This is a genomic window from Promicromonospora sukumoe 327MFSha3.1, from assembly GCF_000385135.1.
Lineage (GTDB): Bacteria > Actinomycetota > Actinomycetes > Actinomycetales > Cellulomonadaceae > Promicromonospora > Promicromonospora sukumoe_B.
Window position 1 is genome coordinate 621,275 of record NZ_ARQM01000010.1, and the last position, 18,303, is coordinate 639,577.

An 18,303-nucleotide genomic window follows, 5' to 3' on the forward strand; every position below is an offset into this window, starting at 1 on the left:
GGGCCTCGCGGGCCGCCGGTCTCGTCTATGTTCGCCGCCATGCCCACCCACGACCAGCCCCAGGACATCGGCTCGGCCGAGCACACCCACACCATCCCGCGGAAGCGCATGGCGGCGTCCGTCGTGTTCACCGATCACGCCGGCCGCGTGCTCCTGTGCGAGCCGACGTACAAGCAGGTCTGGGAGGCCCCGGGCGGCGCCGTCGAGCTCGGTGAGTCGCCCCGGGCGGCCGGGGCGCGTGAGGTCCGCGAGGAGCTCGGGCTGGAACTCGACCCGGGACGCCTCGTCGTCGTCGACCACGTCTCAGCCGTCGACGGGCGCACGGAGGCCCTGGTCCTCGTGTACGACGGCGGCCGGTTGACCGAGCAGCAGACCGCGGCCATCCGGCTCCCCGAGGACGAGCTGCGGTCCTGGTCGTGGTGCACCGTCGACGAGGCGCGCGAGCGGATGCGCCCGCTCGTCGCGCGACGGATCGCCGCCGCGCTACACGCGATCACCAACGGCGGCGTGGCCGAGCTGGAGAACGGCCATCCAGTCGCCGTGCCGCCGGCCGATCAGGGCTGAACCCGTGCGTTAGTGCCCGCCCCCGACCACCTCGGCCAGCCTTCCGTGCCGCGCCGCCGAGTCCTCGTTCATCCCGACGATCGTCACCGTCTTGCCCCGCGCCTCGTACTTGGCCCGCACCGCGTCCAGCGACGCGACCGTGGACGCGTCCCAGATGTGCGCCCGGCTCAGGTCGATCACCACGTTCTTCGGGTCGCCCGCGTAGTCGAACTGGTAGACCAGGTCGTTCGACGACGCGAAGAACAGTTCGCCCTCGACCACATAGACCCGCTCGCCACCTCCACCCACGACGCCGTCCTCGCCACCGACGACGACGCCGTCACCACCGACCCCGCCGTCGTCCTCCGTAGAACCGCCCGAGAGCCGCGTGACCGACGTGAAGTGCGCGACCCGGTGCGCGAACAGCACCATCGCCGTCAGCACGCCCACGATCACGCCGTAGGCCAGGTTGTGCGTCGCCACAGTCACGAGGACCGTCGCCAGCATGACCGTCGTCTCCGACTTCGGCATGCGGCGCAGCGTCGAGGGTCGGATCGAGCGCCAGTCGAACGTGCCGACCGAGACCATGATCATCACCGCGACCAGCGCCGCCATCGGCATCATGGCCACGACGTCGCCCAGCCCGACCACCAGGATCAGCAGGAAAACGCCGGCCAGGAAGGTCGACAGCCGGGTGCGGGCGCCGGAGACGCGCACGTTGATCATGGTCTGGCCGATCATGGCGCAGCCGCCCATGCCGCCGAAGAACCCGGTCACGATGTTGGCGACGCCCTGGCCCCAGGCCTCGCGCGTCTTGTTCGAGTGGGTGTCGGTGACGTCGTCGACCAGCTTGGCGGTCAGCAGCGACTCCAGGATGCCCACCAGCGCCATCGCCAGCGCGTACGGCGCGATGATCTGGAGCGTCTCCAGGCTCAGCGGCACGTCCGGGAAGAAGAGGGAGGGCAGCGACTCGGGCAGCGCGCCCTCGTCGCCCACGGTCGGCACCTTGATTCCCGCGACGACGACGGCGGCCGTCAGCAGCACGATCGCGACCAGCGGCGCGGGCACGGCCTTGGTCCACCGAGGGAGCAGGACGATGATCGCGATACCCACCGCGACCAGCGGGTACACCACCCACGGCACGCCGATCAGGTGCGTCACCTGGGACAGGAAGATCAGGATCGCGAGCGCGTTGACGAAGCCGACCATCACCGAGCGGGGGATGAACCGCATGATCTTCGCGACGCCGAGCAGGCCCAGGGCCACCTGGATCACGCCGGCGAGGATGACGGTCGCCACGAGGTAGTCGAGCCCGTGCTCGCGCACCACCGGCGCGATGACCAGGGCGACGGCGCCCGTCGCCGCCGAGATCATGGCCGGGCGCCCGCCGAGGAACGAGATCGTCACGGCCATCGTGAACGACGCGAACAGGCCGATCCGCGGGTCGACGCCCGCGATGATCGAGAACGCGATCGCCTCCGGGATCAGGGCCAGCGCCACCACCAGGCCCGCGAGCACCTCGGTGCGCAGCGTCGTCACGGAGCGGAAGGCGGCCCGGAACGAACCGGACGCGGCGGCCTCGGGGGCGCCGGATACCGGGGACGTGGCGGGGCCGGGAGCGGCAGGGGTCTGAGGCACGGGCGGCAACTCTACCCTGACGTGAGGGTAGAGTTCGCGCGGTCGCGTTGTGGGAGGCTGGCCCCATGGCGCAGCGACCGGTGATCAACGAGGTCACGTTCCACATCGGGGCGGTCGCCGAGCGGACGGCGCTCTCGCTGCGCACCCTGCGCCACTACGACGAGGTCGGCCTGCTCACGCCGTCGGGCCGCACCGAGGGCGGCTTCCGGCTCTACACCGAGGCCGACGTCCAGCGCCTGCTGCTGATCCGGCGCATGAAGCCGCTCGGCTTCAGCCTGGAGGAGATGGCCGACCTGCTCGACCTCACCGACTCCCTGGCCCAGGACGACACCCCGGAGGCCCGGGCCCGGCTGGAGGCCTACGTGACCTCCGCGCAGGAGCGGCGCGCGGACCTGGCGCGCAAGCTCGCCATGGCCGACGAGTTCATCGAGCTGCTGCACGGACTCTGAACCTCCCTCCGCGCCGCCGGCTCCGGCTTCGTCTGGAAATTCCATTGGTTCCCTGAACCGTGCTCCGGCAGGCTGCACTGGCATGACCCGCGTACGCCCCACCTGGCCCGACCTGCCCGACCCGATCCGGACGGCGATCGAGGACCGCCTGGGCGCGAGGGTCACCTCCTGGGTCTCGAACGACGGCGGCTACTCGCCCGGCCTGGCCAGCGTGCTCACCACCGAGCGCGGCCCGGTCTTCGTCAAGACCGCTTCTCCCGACCAGACCGAGGCCCTGCGGCTGCACCGGAACGAGGCGGTCAAGGCCGCGCGGCTGCCCGCGACACTCCCGTCGCCCCGCTTCCTGTGGTCCCTCGACGTGCCGGACGTCGGCGGCGTCGGCGGCGCGGAGGTGCCCAGCTGGGCCGTGCTGGCCTTCGAGCCCGTGCACGGGCGCGCGGTGCGCACCGACCCGTGGGACCTGGACGACGTCGACCTGCTCGCGCGCCTCGCCCTCGAGATCGGTGAGCACCCGGCGCCCGACGGCGACGCGTTCCCCGACTACGCCGGCAAGCCGCGGTCCGAGGCGCAGGCGCTGGCCGACGAGCGTCCGCATGGGCTGGCGACCTACGACCCCTGGTTCGCCGAGCATGTCGACCTGATCGCGCAGGTCGCAGCCCCGGGGCGGCAGACTGAGGCGTTCACGGGCGGCCGGCTGGTCCACGCCGACTTCCGCGCGGACAACGTGCTGGTCCTCGAGTCGGACGACCGGCCGCGCGGTGTCGTCGTCGACTGGCCGCACTCGGCGCGGGGCGCCGGGTTCATCGATCTCGTCGGGATGCTGCCGGCCATGCACGCGCTCGGCGGGCCCGCGCCGTCGGAAGTGTTGGACCGGACGCCGCTCCCGCGTGGGACCGAGCCCGAGGCCGTCGCGACACAGGTCGCGGTGCTGGCGGCCTACTTCGTGCACGGCTCGCTGCAGGAGCCGCCGCCCGGGATCCCGCACCTGCGCCAGTTCCAGCGGGTACAGGCGGAGGCCAGCATCGCCTGGCTTCGGGAGCTGCTGCGGTAGGTCATCGGCCGTTCGGGTCCGGGCAGCCGGGGGAGTGTCAGTGGCTCCGCGTACGTTCCTCGCCATGGGTACATGGAGCACTGACATCCTGGGCAACGACGGCGCCCTGGACACGCTGGGGGCGCTCGCGGACCGCGAGCTCTCGTTCACCGATCTCGCCGACGAGCTGCGGGGCGACTACATCGAGAGCGACGCGGGCGCCGCCGTCCTCGCGCTGATCGAGGTGGCGCTGGCCGCGCGCGGGCTGCGCGACCTGCCGTACGGCGAAGCCGTGGAGGCGGCCCACGACCTGCTCGACAACGAGCGTGCCGCGTGGCTGCTGGAGCAGACGGACCGGGTGCTCGGGGCCGGCTCGGAGGTCTACGAGCTGTGGCAGGAGGCCGGCGAACAGTCGCTGAGCGAGTGGCTCGGCAAGGTCGAGGCCTCGATCGAGGACCTGCGGCAGGCGTTGGGGTCGGCGGCGCCGGTCGGTGCGGTGGGCGGAGGTTCCGGTGATTGAACGACCCGATCTCCCAGACGTGGCAGCCGACGACGACGGCGACCTCGGGCCCAAGCATCCAGCCTTCGCCGCGCACTTCCGCGACCCGATCTACGACGAGCAGGCCGACGACTTCGCACCGTTCGGCAACGACGAGGGGTGGGACCTGGTCGTCCTGACCGCGCGACGGGCCGACGAGCTGGACGGCAGCACGACCCTGGCGCAGATCGACCCCGAGTGGTTCGGCGACGAGGCGGAGGTAGTGGCCGCGCTCGACGATGACGACGTCGACATGGTCGACGTCGTCATCGGCGCGGCGTTCACGCTGCTCCGCCTGACCGGGCAGATCGACGACTTCGGCCGGGCGCTGGTGTTCCGTGCGCTGGACGCGCGGGACCGGGTCTACGGGGCGCAGCCTCAGACGGAGCGGATGCGGGGTGACCTGCTGGCGTTCGGGTGAGCGGCTTGCTCGGGACCGTGTGTGAGGGCGCGGAACCGAGCAGAGCCGTCGTCGTCGGGGCAGGCCCCGTCACGGCCGCGCCGCCTCCCGGGGCAGCGCTCGCGCGATGAGCACCATCCCCACGCACGCGACCAGCGCCACCACCGAGGTGACGACCCAGGGCAGAGCCGGGTCCACGCTGAACGTGGCGGCGAAGACGCCAGGTGCCGCGATGTTGGCCAGCGCGAAGGAGTACTGGAACCACGAGAGGTAGGTGCTGCGCTGGCCGGGCGGGGCGGCGTCGGCGGCGTACGCGATCGAGCGCGGGCCGTGCAGCAGCTCGGCGACCGAGTAGACGAGCACCGACAGCACGAGGCCGGGCACGATCAGCCACGCCGGGGCCAGGCCGAGCGCCGCGGTGTACAGGCCCCAGACCGACCAGATGATCCCGGCCGTGACCATGACGGCGACGCGCGACCGGCGGCGCGTGAGGCGCACTGCTGGCGCCTGCCCGAGCGCGCTGAGGATCGTGTTGATCGCGAGCAGCGGCCCGACGAGCGCGGCGGGCGCGGACAGGCCGTCGACCACGTAGATCCCGAGGCCCGATCCGAGGACGGTACTGCAGAACGCGAACAGCGCCGCGACGCCGATCAGCCCGAGGTAGGGCAGCGTCGGCAGGCGGTGCGCCCGGACCGGGGCGTCGGCGTCGGTGGCCTGGACCCGCCGACCAGAACGGTCGACCAGGAGCAGCAGCGCGGAGACCGCGAAGCAGGCCGCGTTCGTGCCGATGGCCAGCAGGTACGGCAGGTCGCCCGGGAGCAGGAGCAGCGCGCCCGCGGCCAGCGCGCCCAGCGCGTAGCCCGTGTTCTGCACCATGTTGGTGAACGCGAACCAGCGGTCCTTGTCCTCGGCCGGGCCGGAGTCGGACGCGTCGGCGATCACGGCGAAGACCGACGACCAGAAGGCCCGCTGCCCGATCGCCGCCACGAGCGTGCAGGCGGCGACGGCGGGCAGGTCGCGGGCCACCAGCAGCCCGGTGAGTCCGACGGCCTGGAGCACCTGCGCGGCGATCAGGATGTTCCGCCCGCCCAGCCGGGCCACCACCTGGCCGACGAGCGCGGGGACCACCAGGGCGACGGCGAAGGTCGCCGAGAGCGTGAGCCCGGCCCGGGCCAGGGGGATGTCGGCGACGCGGGTCAGAAACAGGAGCAGCAGAGGGCCGCTGATCCCGGTGCCGACGGAGTCGACCCCCAACGCCACCGCGAGCGGGACGTGACGGCGCAGCTCGGGCAGGTCGAACATGGTGCGATTCTCCAGTCAGGTTCAGAGGTCGGTACTTGGTGCTGCGTGGATCAGACGACCGAGGGCGGCAGCACCGCTCGTCGGTCCCGACGGCGGATCGCCACCGCCGCAGTCGTCCCGACCAGCGCCGTCACCGACAGCACCCCCGCGATCGGCGCGGCGTCGTGCAGGCCGATCAGCCCGGCGACCGGGGCGATCAGCCCCGCCGCGGCGAAGGTGCCGAAGCCGTACAGGGAGGTCGCGGTGCCGGCCTGGGCCGACTGGTCGCGCAGGGCGCGCCCGGCGGCGCCCGCGAAGCAGCCGCCGCAGCCCGCGACGAAGAGCCACAGGCAGACGAGCAGGCCCGGCAGGCCCGCGCCGGCCCGTTCCAGCGGGAGGATCGCGAGCGCAGCGCCTGCGGTGAGGGCGGCGAACCCGATGAGGACGGGTGCGTCGGGCCGACGTCGCTGGAGAGCCGCGCTGGCCTGGACGCCGACCACGAGGCCGAGCGAGTTGGCCAGGAAGACGGCCGCGAACTCGCCGGCGGTCAGGCCGTGCACCCCCTGGAGCAGGAGCGGCGAGGCGGCGACGTAGGCGTAGACGCCCGCGTAGGTCATGGCGCCGAGCAGGGTCGCGGCGCGGAATCCGGGGTCGCGGAGCACGGCGCGGAGGCGGGCGCGCAGGCCGCGGTCGGCAGGCGCCGTGTGGTTTCGGTCGGCTGCCTCGCCTCGGTCGCCCACGCCGCCCCGGCCCACCGAACCCGCATGCGTCTCCGGCACCACCATCGCCGTCACCACCAGCACCGCGGCCGAGAATGCCCCGAGCACCCCGAAGATCCCGCGCCAGCCCACCACCGGCAGCAGCACCGCCCCGGCGACCGGCGCGAGGAGCGGGACCGTCGTCGTGATCAGCGTGATGCGGGAGATGAGCCGGACGAGCCCCGGCCCGTCGCTGACGTCGCGCGCGATGGCGAGCACGAGCACCGAGCTGCCCGCGGCCGCCACGCCCTGGGCCACCCGCAGCGCGGCGAGCGCCTCCAGCGTCGGGGCCGCGGCGCACAGCAGTGTGACCAGCACGTGCAGGGCGGACGCGAGCAGCAGCGGCAGGCGTCGTCCGACCCGGTCGCTCCAGGCGCCGGTGACGAGGTTGCCGAGCGCGAGCCCGACGGTCATGCCGGCGAGCGTGAGCTGCACGGCGCCGTCGTCCGCCCCGAACTCGTCGCGCAGGGTGGGGAACGCCGGGAGGTAGAGGTCGATCGAGAGCGGGCCGAGCGTGGTGAGCAGACCGAGTGCCACGACCAGCAGTCCCGTGCGCCGCACCGTTGCCGCGTTCGTCATCGTTCCCCCTGCACATCGTTGTACACCACCGTAAGCCGATGGCCGGTGTCATGGTTGCCCACGGCACCTACACCGGTCAAGCCATTACGCTGGTGTCATGCAGCTCGAGGAGAACGGCTTCGACACGCCGGCCCCGCCGTCGGCCGGGCTCGTGCGCGACTTCGTGAACAGCTACGAGCCGCAGGAGGACGCGGAGAGCCTCGGCACCGCGACGGCCCTGCGCGACTGGTTCGCCACCCGCGGCCTCGTCCCCGCGGAAGCCCGCATGACGGCGGACGACGTCGCCGCCGCGCACCGGATCCGTGAGGGGCTGCGCGCCGTGCTGCTCGGCCACGCCGGGCACGCGGATGATGCCGACCCCGCCGCCCGCAGCGGGCTGGACGCCGAGCTCGCGCGCCTCCCGCTGCGCGCCTCGTTCGACGCCGACGGCGATCTGCGGCTCACCACCGCGGGCAGCGACTTCGAACGCGGCATCGCCGGGGTGCTCGACGCGATCCGCGCCAGCACCGCGGCGGGCGAGTGGGAGCGGCTCAAGGTCTGCGCGCGCGACACCTGCCGCTGGGCGTTCTACGACGCCTCGCGCAACCACGCCCGGCGCTGGTGCTCCATGGCCGGCTGCGGCAACTACATCAAGATGCGCCGGCGGGCGGGGGAGCGGGCCCGCGCCTGACGGCGCCGTCCCCGACGGCAACGCCCCTGAACAGGTGCGGGATCTGCCAGGATTCCCTCGTGACCAGTTACTTCGCCCGGTACCAGGCCGGTGAGCACGACGGCGTGTGGCGTGACCTGCGCGCCCTGGGGATGGCGGCGTTCGACCAGCCGCACCGCGAGGACGCGCAGGCCGTGGCCCGCGAGATGGCTCTGCGGGCGCGCCGCAACGTCGAGACGATCGTGGACCGTCTCCAGGCCGACGGCTTCGTCGCGGCGCAGAACGACGACGAGGCCACGCCACGCGCGGCGCACTTCCCGCCCTCCGACGACGCGCCCGCTCTGGCCGACTGGCTGGAGGCGAGGTTCGGGCCGGTCCCGATGACGGTGTCGGCGTGGATCCGCGAGGTCGGGGACGTGTGGCTCGTGGGCGAGCACCCGCGGTGGCCCGAGAGCGTGCTCGCGGACCCGCTGGTGGTCGAGTTCGAGCAGATCGCTTACGGCGGCGGTGCGCGCGAGTACTACGAGATGGAGTTGTCCGGATTCAGCGCGGACGCCGATCCGGATGACGACTTTCAGATCGACTTCGCCCCCGACGCCCTGCACAAGGCCAACATCAGCGGCGACGGCCCGTACGGGATCCAGCTGCCCGGCGTCGGCGTCGACGGGCTGGTCGGTCCGACGCTCTGGTTCGTCGACGACCTCAACAACGCGTTCGCGGCCGGCGGGTTTCCCGGCGCGCTGAGCGAGGAGGGGTACGGGTGGGTGGACCCGCCTGCCGGGCTGCGCGAGGGCCTGGCGCGCGACCTGCTGCGGCTCTGACGTGCGCAGTCGTCCGGCGGAGGCCGCTGCGTGAGGCCGTGGTCAGAATCCAGGCCTTCGTCAGAACAGCGCGTCCTGCTCCGCGCCCGGACCCGTCCCGGCCGGCGCGGCCACGGGTGAGGTGCTCGCGGTCCCGCGCGCCCCCGCCTCCGCCCGCCCCAGGTCCCAGCCCGCCAGCAGGCCGGTGTCGACCAGCAGCACCCCGTCCGCGATCGACAAGTACAGATCCCGCCCGACCCGGCAGAGCACCTCGCCCGTGACCGTCACCCCGGGCCGCAGCGGATCGAGCTGCCGAGTCGGCACCACGCCGCCGTCCGCCAGCCCGTAGGCAACGGTGTGGTCGGCAGGTTCGGTCGGGTCCCAGGCCTGGCCCGGCGGCCAGTCCAGCGCGGCGGCCCGCCCGACGACGGCGGAGAGCTCCGCGGCGCGGGACGACGCCGTCCCCGGCGCCGCGCGGGCGGCCCGCTTGCGCGCGGTGTGCACCTGCTGCGGCAGGCCGAGCGCCGTGGTGAGCAGCGACTCGCACCGCCGGGCCGAGATGAGCGTGCCCGCCGAGAGGAACAGCGACGACAGCGCGCCCTGCTCCAGCAGCCGCGCCTGCCCGCGCTGGGCGGCGGTGATGCCGGCCTTGACCACGCTGCCGTGGTGCGCCAGGTACACGCGGAACTCCCGCGGGTCGTCGAGCCGGGTGTCCGTGGCGACCGACCGGGTCCGCGCGATCGCCGCGCAGGACTCGCACTGGCCCGACTTCGCCCCGGGGTCGAGCAGCGCCCCGCCGGAAGGTGTCGCCGCCACGCACGGCACTCGCCGTCCTTCCCACCACAGCCCGAGGCACCGGCGGTCCGCGCCGACGGTCAGCGCCAGGATCGCCCCGACCGGCAGCGGGCTGGTGCGCGTGCCGCCAGTGGGAGCAAGCCACTCCAGCCCGGCGCCGTCGTCGGACCAGGTCAGCCCCGTGGGGCGCCAGGCGGTGCGTTCCTCGGACACGCCACGACTCTAGGGCGGGCCCCCGACGCCGAGCCAGTAAGGCCGCCGCGGCACAAGATGGTGTCCTACGCGGAAGGACCGACGATGACGACGATCACCGTGCTGGGCGGCACCGGCACCATCGGCACCCAGGTGGTGCGGCTCCTGCGCGAGCGGGGCGACGACGTCCGGGTCGCCTCGCGCACCAGCGGCGTCGACCTGGTCACGGGGCAGGGCCTGCGCGAGGTGCTCGACGGCGCCCAGGTCGTCATCGACACCGCCAAGACCGGCTCGCTCGACCCCGCCCGCATCGCGGAGTTCTTCGAACGCGCCGGCGAGCACCTCACGCGGTACGAGCGCGAGGCGGGCGTGCAGCACCACGTCATGCTGTCCATCGTCGGGTCGGACCGGGCGCCCGGCGTCCCGTTCTACGCGGCCAAGGTGCGCCTGGAGGACGCCGTCCGCGCAGGTGAGGTGCCCTCCACGATCCTGCACGCCACCCAGTTCTTCGAGTTCGCGCCCACCATCGCGCGGGCCTCGGCCGGCCCGAACGGCGGACCGGCGCGCCTCGCCCCGATCCTGGTCCAGCCGGTCGCCGGGGCGGACGTCGCCGCGGAGCTCGCCCGCCTCGTCGACGAGCCGTCGCCCACGCCGGACCTCGACCTCGCAGGACCCGAACGGTTCGAGCTCGACGTCTTCGTCCGCACCGCGCTGGCGCACCTGGGCGAGGCCGGCACCGTCGTCCGCGACCCCGACGCGACCTACTTCGGCGGGATCGTGGACCGGGGCGCGCTCCTGCCCGGACCCGACGCGCGGATCGCCCCGACCGCGCTGCGCGACTGGTCGGGCGCGGCCGCGCACTGAGGCGGCCTCACCACTCCCCGCCCAGCGGGTGGTCCTCGTCGGCGAAGATCCCCGCGAGGATCCGGTCGCGCTCCGGCTCCGGCGGCGCGACGCCGTCACGCTCGGTCGCCCGGCGCACCGCGTCGTCCTGCGGGTGGAAGCCGATCGCGCGCCCCGGCCCGAGCGGGAACCAGCCCGGCCCGTTGTCCGAGACGCCCCAGACCACGTGGTGCCCGGGCCGGTCGAGCGCGGCCACGGCCTCGACCAGCCGGGCGGCGTCGGCGGGGGAGAGCCACAGGGCGACCGAGTGGCCACCCGCGACGTCCGGGCTGAAGGCGCAGATCCGCGCGCTCACCACGGTCATGCCGAACCGGTCCGCGTAGACGCTGCCCAGGGCCTCGCCGGCGGCCTTGCTCATGCCGTAGAACGTGTCGGGGCGCGGGTGCAGCTCGTCGACGGCGCCGGCCTCGGCGGGCGTCGCGTACCCCACCGCGTGGATCGAGCTCGCGAACAGCACGCGCGGAACGCCCGCGACGTGCGCCGCGTCCAGCGTCCGCTGGGTGCCGTCGATGTTCACGGCGATGATCTCGGGCCACGGCCGCTCCCAGGGGTGGGCCGCCAGATGCACCACCAGGTCTGCGCCGCGGAACGCCTCGTCCAGGGCGCCCGCCTCGGTGATGTCCCCCGCGAACCACCGGTCCCGCTCGTCGCGGTCGGCGGGCACCACCCGGTCCAGCAGCCGCAGCTCCCGCCCCGGACGCCGCAGCAGCGGGGTGATCGCGCGGCCGATCCGGCCCGCGGCCCCGGTGATCGCGACCACCTGGTTCTCCTCGTTCGACATGCTCGGGCTCCCTCGTCCGACCGGTGTTGACGAGAGGCTAGTTGACGAGAGACCGGTCGACCGCCACGCCCACGCGGGCGGCGACCTGCGGCGACGCGAGACAGCGACACGAGAGAATGACCCCATGAGCACCCCGCGCCGCCCCGCGCACCCGGACCAGCCCGGCACCCGCGCCACCATCACCCCCGAGCAGCGCGAGGACCTCGCCGAGCGGCTCCGCGAGCGCGTCTACGTCACCTTCGCCACCCTCGCCGTCACTCTCACGCTCATGGCGCACGCCCACGGGCTCGGCGCCGGGACGGCGGCCGCGTCGCTCACCATCACCGCCGTCGGCACCGTCGCCGCCGCCTGGCTCGCCGAGCTCATCTCCCACCTCGCCGCCCACGGCGGATTCCCCGACCGGCACCACCTGGCCGCCATGACCCGAACCAGCGCCGGCGCCCTGGTCACCCTCGTCTTCCCGCTGCTCGCGCTCGCCATCGCCGGCCTCGGCTGGTGGGAGGTCACCACCGCCCTGCGCGTCGGCGTCGGCGTGCTCATCGCCACCCTCGTGCTCATCGCCTGGCTCGGCATCCGCCGCACCAAGCTGCCCTGGCCCGCCCGCATCCTCGCGCTGGGCGTGCTCGCGGCGCTCGCGGTCGGGGTGGTCGGGCTCAAGCTGCTCGCGCACGGCTGAGCGGGGCGCCCGGGCGGGCCGTCTGAGTGGCCCGCGGGCTCTGCCTCCCGACGTCGGACCCCACCCCGGAGTCGATCACTTTCGGACATCGTGTTGACGCCAACATTTGGCGGGTGCCAGCCTGTTCCGCGGCGGTCCCGCAGGGCCCGCCGGAACGCAGAGTCGCGTTCCGCGAGGCCGGCGCCGTCCGCCCTCGCGTGTCCACAGACTTCCGCGTCCACAGACTTCGAGGATGAAGGAGACGGACATGGGTCACCGCCGCGCCCCGCGCAGCACCGCACCATCCGCTTGGACCGCAGCCCGTTCGGCAGCCACCCGTCCGGTACCCCTGGGTGCCGCCCTCGCCGTGGCGCTGGCTGCGGCGGTCGCGGTCCCGGCCGCCCCGGCCGTGGCAGACGACGCCCCACCGGCCGCGCCGGTCAAGGCCACCACGGCAGACGCCGCCTACTCCGCCTACCCGCCCATCCTCGACCCCGGCTCCGGTGCGGCCGACTACTTCACGCCGTCCTGGCTCGACGACGGCGGCAACCACATCCAGGCCCACGGCGGCCAGGTCGTCTCCGTCTCGGCGGAGGACCTCGGCGTCGACGCCGGCTCCGTCGTCCAGGGCGAGGAGGCGGGCGAGACCGTCTACTACTGGTACGGCGAGGACCGCAGCAACGGCTACTACGGCAGCCCGGGCGTGCACGCCTACAAGTCCTACGACACGAGGAACTGGACCGACGAGGGCATCGTCCTGCGCTCGGTGTCCGACGCCGCCGAGCTGGAGTCGGACTACTTCGACGCCCTCTACGACACGGTCGACGACGCCGGCGAGCCCCGCGCGGACCGCATCGCCGAGCTCGACTACCACCTGAACACCAACGACGCCGCCGACCACACCACGATCTTCGAGCGGCCCAAGGTGCTCTACAACGAGGCGACCAAGCAGTGGGTGCTGTGGTGGCACTCCGACGGGCAGACCACCCCGGGCGGCAGCATGTACGCGCGCTCGATGGCCGGGGTCGCCGTCTCGGACAGCCCGACCGGGCCGTTCAAGATGACGGGCGTGTACCGGATGCCGAACCGGACCAACTACCAGGCGTGCATCTCCGCGGCCGTGCCCGGGCAGGCCCGCGACATGACCGTCTTCCAGGACGACGACGGCACCGCGTACATCGTCTACTCCTCCGAGGAGAACCGGACGCTGTACATCGCGGAGCTCGACGCCGACTACACGAACGTCACGCACACCACCGACGTCGACATGGTCGACGCCGGGCAGTACTCGGAGGACGGCCGCTACCCGTATCTGTTCGCGGACGGCACCACTGGCGCGCCGGTGCGCGGCGAGGACTTCCAGATCGTCAAGGAGTGCGGCGTGCTGGAGGCGCCCGCCCTGTTCCAGCACGGCGGCAAGTACTACACGGTGGCGTCGGGCGCGACGGGCTGGGCCCCGAACCCGCAGACCTACTACACGGCCGACAGCATCCTCGGCTCCTGGATCCGCGGCGTCGAGGCGGGCGACCAGCACGAGAACGTCGCCTACAACGCGATCCCCGAGGGCGGCGACGGCCTGCTCTCGGTCGGTGACACCCGCCGCACCACGTTCGGCTCGCAGTCCACGAACGTGCTCGACCTGGGCGGCGGCCGCTTCGTCTACATGGGCGACCGCTGGAACGCCGGGGCCGCGAACTCCAACTACGTGTGGCTCCCGGTCACGATCGGCGAGAGCGGCCGCGCCGAGATGCGCAACCCCGCCACCGAGGACCCGGCCCGCTGGGCCGACGGCTGGGACGAGAGCTACTGGGACGACAAGGGCACCGGTACCGAGATCTGGCGTGTGACCGACGACGGCGTGCCCGACCAGGTGGCGCCCGGCGAGGACTTCGGCGCCGCCTTGCCAGACGCCGTCCCGGTCGAGGTCGGCGGCGTCACCTCCGACGTCGCCGTGACCTGGAGCGCGACGTCGTTCGAGACGCGCGGCACGCAGACCCTCACGGGCACGCTCGCCGCCGGCGACGGCTTCACGGCGGGACGTACCTTCACGCGCACCGTCGAGGTGCACGAGGACGGCGTCGCCAACCTCGCCCCCGGCGCGTCCGTCGCGGCCTCCAGCCGGGCGAACCTCGCGCCGACCGTCGTGGACGGCAACGTCAAGGGCAAGGGCTGGGACGACTGGACGTCGTCGGGCTATCCCCGCAACAGCTGGCTGTCCTTCACGTGGCCGCTCACGCAGGACCTGACCGAGGTGGTGGTGCACACCTACAAGGACGGTGCGGGCGCCACCTGGCCGTCCACGGTCGCCGCGGAGTACCTGGACGCGTCGGGCGCGTGGACGACGACGGACGTGCGCGTCGACCTCGCGCAGGACGCCGCCTCCGCCGCGCCGGTCGCGACGCTCGACGTGTCCGACCTGCCGCGCACGAACGCCCTGCGCGTGCGGCTGACGACGGCGACGAACACATGGCAGTCGATCTCGGAGGTGCAGGTCTGGGGCGCGGACGACGTCGTCGACCTCTGCCGGGCCGAGGGCACCACGGTCTCGGCGAGCTTCCACCAGACCGAGTGGGAGACGATGCCGGCGGCCAACGCGTGCGACGGCAACGCCTCGACCTCGTGGTCGACGTGGTCGGGCAGCGCGGGCCGCGACGAGGTGACGTTCACGGTCGAGCCGGCCGAGGCGCGCGCCGTCGACCGGGTCGGCTTCACCACGACGGAGGGCACCATCGCGACCGTGGGCGTCGAGTACCGCGACGCCCAGGGCACGTGGCACCCGACGACGGCCCAGGACGTGGCGCCCGCCGCGACCGGCGCGCCGACGTCGGTCGAGTTCGAGCCCGTCTGGGCGTCGGCGGTGCGGCTGACGTTCGCGACGCCCGGCTCGTACGTGAAGATCCCGACGCTCGGCGTGGGGGCACGTTCTGCCGCCGTCGTGCCGGAGGTCGCGGCGCGGTGCGTGGGGCGCGACAAGGCCCAGCTCGTGACCACGGTGCGGAACCTCGGTGACCGGAGGGCGGACATCGAGATCCGGACGCCGTTCGGTACCCGCGTGGTGCGCGACGTCGCGCCGGGGCGGACGGGGCAGGCCGTCGTCAGCACGCGGGGGTCGGCGCTCGAGGCGGGGAGCGTCACGGTCGGGAAGCGGGGCGAGGCCGGCCTGACGGCGGGCTACCCGGCGGCGAACTGCGGCTGACGGCTGCCTCTGACAGCCGCATCTGACGGTTGGGTCCCCCTTTGAGGCCTAAGTTTCTTCGCTATCCGACGCCGGAAAGCGAAGAAACTTAGGCCTCAAAGGTGAGGACCCGGCCGGGACGTCAGCGACGTCCGTTGGACGGCGGACGGCTGCCGGCTGCTGGCTGCTGGCTGACGACTGGAACTGGTGGCTGGGCTCTCCTTCGAAGCCTATGTTTCTTCGCTTTCGCCGGTCCAAAGCGAAGAAACTTAGGCCTCAAAGGGGAGGTCGCCGGCCGGGTCGGCAGTTACGGCCGCCGACGGCGTGGGGGCGTCCGGCCGCCGGCCGGGTCGGCGGCTGCCGGCGACGTCGGCCTCGATCAGGTGACCAGACCTGTGCGGTAGGCGTGGACCACCGCCTGGACCCGGTCGCGCAGGCCCAGCTTGGCCAGGATGCGCGACACGTACGTCTTGACGGTCTCCTGGCTGATCACGAGGGTCGCGGCGATCTCGCCGTTGGACTGCCCGTCAGCGATGAGCCGCAGCACCTCCAGCTCACGCGGCGTCAGGGCCGTTTCGGCGACCGGGGCCTCGGCGGGCCGGATGCGCGCCGCGTACCGGCCGACGAGCTGCCGCGTCACCTCGGGTGCCAGCAGCGCCGCGCCGCTCGCCACGGTGCGGATGCCCTGCAGGAGCTGGCCTGCCGGCGCGTCCTTGAGCAGGAACCCGCTGGCCCCGGCGCGCAGCGCCTCGTACACGTACTCGTCCAGGTTGAACGTCGTCACCACCAGCACCTTGACCGGCCGCTCGACGCCCGCGCCCGCCAGCAGGCGGGTCGCCTCGATCCCGTCGAGCACCGGCATCCGCACGTCCATCACCACGAGGTCCGGCTCCAGCCGCCGCGCCAGGTCGACGGCTGCGCGCCCGTCCGCGCACTCGCCCACCACCTCCAGGTCGGGCTGGGCGTCGATGATCGTCGCGAAGCCCGTGCGGATCAGCGCCTGGTCGTCGCACACGAGCACCCGGATCGGCGCCGCGCTCACGTCCGGTCCGCCACGGCCGAGTACGCGCGGGGCATCCGTGCCCGGACGACGAAGCCGCCGTCGTCCCGCCGCTCCGTGCCGAACTCGCCGCCCAGGGTCTCGACGCGTTCGCGGAGCCCGGCCAGGCCTCTGCCGCTCCCGCCGGGGACGGCCCCGCAACCCTGGCCCCCGCCCGCGCCCGAACCCGCAGTACTGATCTCCACGACGATCTCCCGTTCCGTGTGCCGCACGTCCACCGTCGTCGCGGCGCCGTGCGCGTGCTTGAGCGCGTTGGTCAGGGCCTCCTGCACCACGCGGTAGGCGGTCAGCCCGGCGCTGTCCGCCGAGCCGGCCGGCTCGCCGTCCTCCACCAGCTCCACCGGCTGCCCGGCCCGGCGGGTCTGCTCCACCAGGTCGCGCACCTCGCCCGCCGACGGCGTCCGCGCGGCGCCGTCGTGCCCCGGATCGAGCAGGTCGAGCAGCTGTCGCAGGTCGGCGATGGCATGCCGGCCCGTGTCGGTGACGGCGTCCAGGGTCTGCTCCAGGCGCTCGGGCGCCGCGGTCAGGTACTTCGCCGCCTCGGTCTGCACGACCATCGCGGTGACGTGGTGGGTCACGACGTCGTGCAGCTCGCGGGCGATCCGGGTGCGCTCCGCCACCAGCGTGTCCTGCGCGACCCGCAGCCGCCGCTCCGCCTCGGCCGCCCGGGTCGAGCGCAGCCAGGTGCCGACGCCCCAGGCGAGCGCCATCGCCAGGTAGAACGTCACGAGCTCGTCCACGCGCTCGGCCCCGGTCAGCCGGTCGAGCGCGACGGCGAGCGCCACGTAGCCCACGGTCAGGACGGCGGGGACCACGCGGCGTCGTCGGTCCAGGTGGGCGCCGGTGCTCACGAGCGCGATGCCCAGCGTGTTGCCCGCGAACGAGTGGTACCCGGTGACCTGGGCGGCGGCGAACCCGACCGCGACCAGGAGCATGCAGGCCGCCGGAAACCGCCGTCGGACCGCGAGGGGTAGGCACTGCAGGGCGATGACGAGGACCGCCCACCCGTCCAGGGGGCGGGCGGGCAGCTCGCCGACCTGGGTGCCGTAGTCGCGCAGGAACGGGAGGAACGCGAGCCCGGCGAGCCCGAGGGCGAGCGGCAGGTCCCGGACGGTGACGTCGAGCCGGCGCCACCGGTCCATGGCCCCACGCAGGTCGGTCACGCGGGGAGCCTAGCGGCCTTGTCAGCAGCGGCGGCAGCGGCGGCGTGCGCGGCCCGGGCGGCGCGGTTCAGCGGCACGATGCGGCCGCGGCGGTGGGCGACGACGAGGAAGATCGCGGCGGTGATCACGCAGAACACCACGGAGTAGAGGCTGCCCTCAGGGCCGAAGGCCCCGCCGGTGACCAGCACGTGGCCGGACGTCGAGGCGTCGAGCAGGCCCTGCGGGGTGTCGTTGCCGGACACCTCGGTGCTGAAGACGGCGCTGCCGGCGACGTTCCAGCCGAGGTGCAGGCCGATCGGCACCCAGAGCTTGCGGGTGGCGACGTACGCGGCCGTGAGCATGCCGCCGGCCTCCAGCGCGATGGCGACGGCGCCCCACAGGGTGGCGTTCGGGTTGAGCAGGTGCGCCAGGCCGAACAGGAGGCCCGTGATCGTGAGGGAGACCCAGGTGCCGGTCCAGCTCTCGACGATCCGGAACACGACGCCGCGCCACATGAGCTCCTCGGTCACGGCCGCGGCGGCCATGAAGCCGAGCAGCCCCAGCGCGCCCATGGGGGAGCCCAGGCCGTGCACGGTGTAGCTGCCGAGAAAGGTGAGGTTGACGATGACCAGGCCGAACAGCCCGAGCCCGAGCAGCGTGCCCCAGGTCAGGGCGGGCGCGGCACCCTTCAGGGCCACCTCGACCACGGGACGGCGCTCGGTCAGCCGCACCACCCACCTGTAGACGACGACGCCGACCACGGCCGTGGCGAGGCCGACGGCGAACGTCAGCCAGGGGTTGTCCTGGACCGCCATGAGGCCTTGGCCGCCGAGGAACGAGACCGCCACAACCGCGATGAGCTGCCACACCAGACGCACGATGACTCCTTGGGAAGAGGCCGCGGCCGGGCGCCGCGTGCCACCCCGAACGCTATG

At 73.5% G+C, this 18,303-nt stretch carries 18 protein-coding genes; 10 read left to right on the top strand and 8 right to left on the bottom strand.

Annotated elements, in window-relative coordinates:
- The first annotated feature begins 39 nt into the window (after positions 1–39).
- Positions 40–564 (top strand): NUDIX domain-containing protein, encoded by a 525-nt coding sequence (locus H291_RS0106535; protein WP_198012418.1) that lies wholly within the window; start codon positions 40–42, stop codon positions 562–564.
- Positions 565–573: 9 nt separating this feature from the next.
- Here the strand turns inward: H291_RS0106535 and H291_RS0106540 are convergent, their stop codons facing one another.
- Entirely contained in the window at positions 574–2,181 is a 1,608-nt protein-coding gene (locus H291_RS0106540) for a SulP family inorganic anion transporter (RefSeq protein ID WP_020014177.1), read from the bottom strand.
- Between the two features lie 65 nt (positions 2,182–2,246).
- Here H291_RS0106540 and H291_RS0106545 point away from each other — a divergent pair, with 65 nt between their 5' ends.
- The 4 genes from H291_RS0106545 (at position 2,247) to H291_RS0106560 (ending at position 4,619) form a co-directional block, all read left to right on the top strand.
- Positions 2,247–2,630, top strand: coding sequence for a MerR family transcriptional regulator (locus tag H291_RS0106545; RefSeq protein ID WP_020014178.1), 384 nt, complete (start codon positions 2,247–2,249; stop codon positions 2,628–2,630).
- An 82-nt stretch (positions 2,631–2,712) separates the two neighbouring features.
- Positions 2,713–3,681, top strand: a complete 969-nt coding sequence (locus tag H291_RS0106550) for a phosphotransferase (protein ID WP_020014179.1) — start codon at positions 2,713–2,715, stop codon at positions 3,679–3,681.
- Between the two features lie 64 nt (positions 3,682–3,745).
- Complete coding sequence (locus tag H291_RS0106555; protein WP_020014180.1) at positions 3,746–4,180, top strand: DUF4259 domain-containing protein; 435 nt, start codon at positions 3,746–3,748, stop codon at positions 4,178–4,180.
- A gap of 19 nt (positions 4,181–4,199) precedes the next feature.
- Entirely contained in the window at positions 4,200–4,619 is a 420-nt protein-coding gene (locus H291_RS0106560) for a hypothetical protein (protein ID WP_020014181.1), read from the top strand.
- A 69-nt stretch (positions 4,620–4,688) separates the two neighbouring features.
- Here H291_RS0106560 and H291_RS0106565 read toward each other — a convergent pair whose 3' ends face one another.
- Both H291_RS0106565 and H291_RS0106570 read right to left on the bottom strand, forming a co-directional pair.
- On the bottom strand, positions 4,689–5,900 hold the full coding sequence (locus H291_RS0106565) for an MFS transporter (RefSeq protein WP_020014182.1): 1,212 nt from the start codon (positions 5,898–5,900) through the stop codon (positions 4,689–4,691).
- A gap of 50 nt (positions 5,901–5,950) precedes the next feature.
- Positions 5,951–7,216: an MFS transporter gene (locus tag H291_RS0106570; RefSeq protein WP_020014183.1), complete on the bottom strand. Its 1,266-nt coding sequence runs from the start codon at positions 7,214–7,216 to the stop codon at positions 5,951–5,953.
- 97 nt (positions 7,217–7,313) lie between these two features.
- On the opposite strand from H291_RS0106570, the gene H291_RS0106575 reads away from it, so the two are divergent.
- Both H291_RS0106575 and H291_RS28970 read left to right on the top strand, forming a co-directional pair.
- Positions 7,314–7,886 (top strand): CGNR zinc finger domain-containing protein, encoded by a 573-nt coding sequence (locus H291_RS0106575; RefSeq protein WP_020014184.1) that lies wholly within the window; start codon positions 7,314–7,316, stop codon positions 7,884–7,886.
- Positions 7,887–7,945: 59 nt separating this feature from the next.
- The gene (locus H291_RS28970; protein ID WP_020014185.1) at positions 7,946–8,686 is read left to right on the top strand and encodes a hypothetical protein; all 741 of its coding nucleotides are present in this window, start codon (positions 7,946–7,948) and stop codon (positions 8,684–8,686) included.
- 60 nt (positions 8,687–8,746) lie between these two features.
- Here the strand turns inward: H291_RS28970 and H291_RS0106585 are convergent, their stop codons facing one another.
- Positions 8,747–9,673 carry a DUF2797 domain-containing protein gene (locus H291_RS0106585; protein ID WP_020014186.1) on the bottom strand — a complete coding sequence of 309 codons (927 nt, stop codon included), beginning with the start codon at positions 9,671–9,673 and terminating at the stop codon, positions 8,747–8,749.
- An 84-nt stretch (positions 9,674–9,757) separates the two neighbouring features.
- On the opposite strand from H291_RS0106585, the gene H291_RS0106590 reads away from it, so the two are divergent.
- Positions 9,758–10,516, top strand: coding sequence for an SDR family oxidoreductase (locus H291_RS0106590; RefSeq protein WP_020014187.1), 759 nt, complete (start codon positions 9,758–9,760; stop codon positions 10,514–10,516).
- 7 nt (positions 10,517–10,523) lie between these two features.
- Here the strand turns inward: H291_RS0106590 and H291_RS0106595 are convergent, their stop codons facing one another.
- Positions 10,524–11,336: an NAD-dependent epimerase/dehydratase family protein gene (locus H291_RS0106595; RefSeq protein ID WP_020014188.1), complete on the bottom strand. Its 813-nt coding sequence runs from the start codon at positions 11,334–11,336 to the stop codon at positions 10,524–10,526.
- Between the two features lie 124 nt (positions 11,337–11,460).
- Here H291_RS0106595 and H291_RS28975 point away from each other — a divergent pair, with 124 nt between their 5' ends.
- Both H291_RS28975 and H291_RS0106605 read left to right on the top strand, forming a co-directional pair.
- Positions 11,461–12,012 (top strand): hypothetical protein, encoded by a 552-nt coding sequence (locus H291_RS28975; protein WP_020014189.1) that lies wholly within the window; start codon positions 11,461–11,463, stop codon positions 12,010–12,012.
- 232 nt (positions 12,013–12,244) lie between these two features.
- A complete protein-coding gene (locus H291_RS0106605; protein WP_157236747.1) occupies positions 12,245–15,187 on the top strand; it encodes a glycoside hydrolase family 43 protein in 2,943 nt (980 codons plus the stop codon).
- Positions 15,188–15,545: 358 nt separating this feature from the next.
- Here H291_RS0106605 and H291_RS0106610 read toward each other — a convergent pair whose 3' ends face one another.
- From H291_RS0106610 to H291_RS0106620, 3 genes are read right to left on the bottom strand one after another with little or no spacing between them, the layout of a single operon-like run.
- Positions 15,546–16,208: a response regulator gene (locus tag H291_RS0106610; RefSeq protein ID WP_020014191.1), complete on the bottom strand. Its 663-nt coding sequence runs from the start codon at positions 16,206–16,208 to the stop codon at positions 15,546–15,548.
- Positions 16,205–17,389 (bottom strand): sensor histidine kinase, encoded by a 1,185-nt coding sequence (locus tag H291_RS0106615; RefSeq protein WP_026365474.1) that lies wholly within the window; start codon positions 17,387–17,389, stop codon positions 16,205–16,207. The genes H291_RS0106610 and H291_RS0106615 overlap by 4 nt, the downstream gene beginning before the upstream one ends.
- Positions 17,386–18,246, bottom strand: coding sequence for a CPBP family intramembrane glutamic endopeptidase (locus H291_RS0106620; RefSeq protein WP_020014193.1), 861 nt, complete (start codon positions 18,244–18,246; stop codon positions 17,386–17,388). Before H291_RS0106620 ends, H291_RS0106615 begins: the two co-directional genes overlap by 4 nt.
- Positions 18,247–18,303 lie beyond the last annotated feature (57 nt).

Bases quoted from the DNA above. Each gene is read 5' to 3' on its own strand.
- H291_RS0106570 (WP_020014183.1), bottom strand. From the start codon at position 7,216: ATGACGAACGCGGCAACGGTGCGGCGCACGGGACTGCTGGTCGTGGCA.
- H291_RS0106605 (WP_157236747.1), top strand. From the start codon at position 12,245: ATGAAGGAGACGGACATGGGTCACCGCCGCGCCCCGCGCAGCACCGCA.
- H291_RS0106555 (WP_020014180.1), top strand. From the start codon at position 3,746: ATGGGTACATGGAGCACTGACATCCTGGGCAACGACGGCGCCCTGGAC.
- H291_RS28975 (WP_020014189.1), top strand. From the start codon at position 11,461: ATGAGCACCCCGCGCCGCCCCGCGCACCCGGACCAGCCCGGCACCCGC.
- H291_RS0106535 (WP_198012418.1), top strand. From the start codon at position 40: ATGCCCACCCACGACCAGCCCCAGGACATCGGCTCGGCCGAGCACACC.
- H291_RS0106565 (WP_020014182.1), bottom strand. From the start codon at position 5,900: ATGTTCGACCTGCCCGAGCTGCGCCGTCACGTCCCGCTCGCGGTGGCG.
- H291_RS0106550 (WP_020014179.1), top strand. From the start codon at position 2,713: ATGACCCGCGTACGCCCCACCTGGCCCGACCTGCCCGACCCGATCCGG.
- H291_RS0106595 (WP_020014188.1), bottom strand. From the start codon at position 11,336: ATGTCGAACGAGGAGAACCAGGTGGTCGCGATCACCGGGGCCGCGGGC.
- H291_RS0106575 (WP_020014184.1), top strand. From the start codon at position 7,314: ATGCAGCTCGAGGAGAACGGCTTCGACACGCCGGCCCCGCCGTCGGCC.
- H291_RS0106545 (WP_020014178.1), top strand. From the start codon at position 2,247: ATGGCGCAGCGACCGGTGATCAACGAGGTCACGTTCCACATCGGGGCG.
- H291_RS0106590 (WP_020014187.1), top strand. From the start codon at position 9,758: ATGACGACGATCACCGTGCTGGGCGGCACCGGCACCATCGGCACCCAG.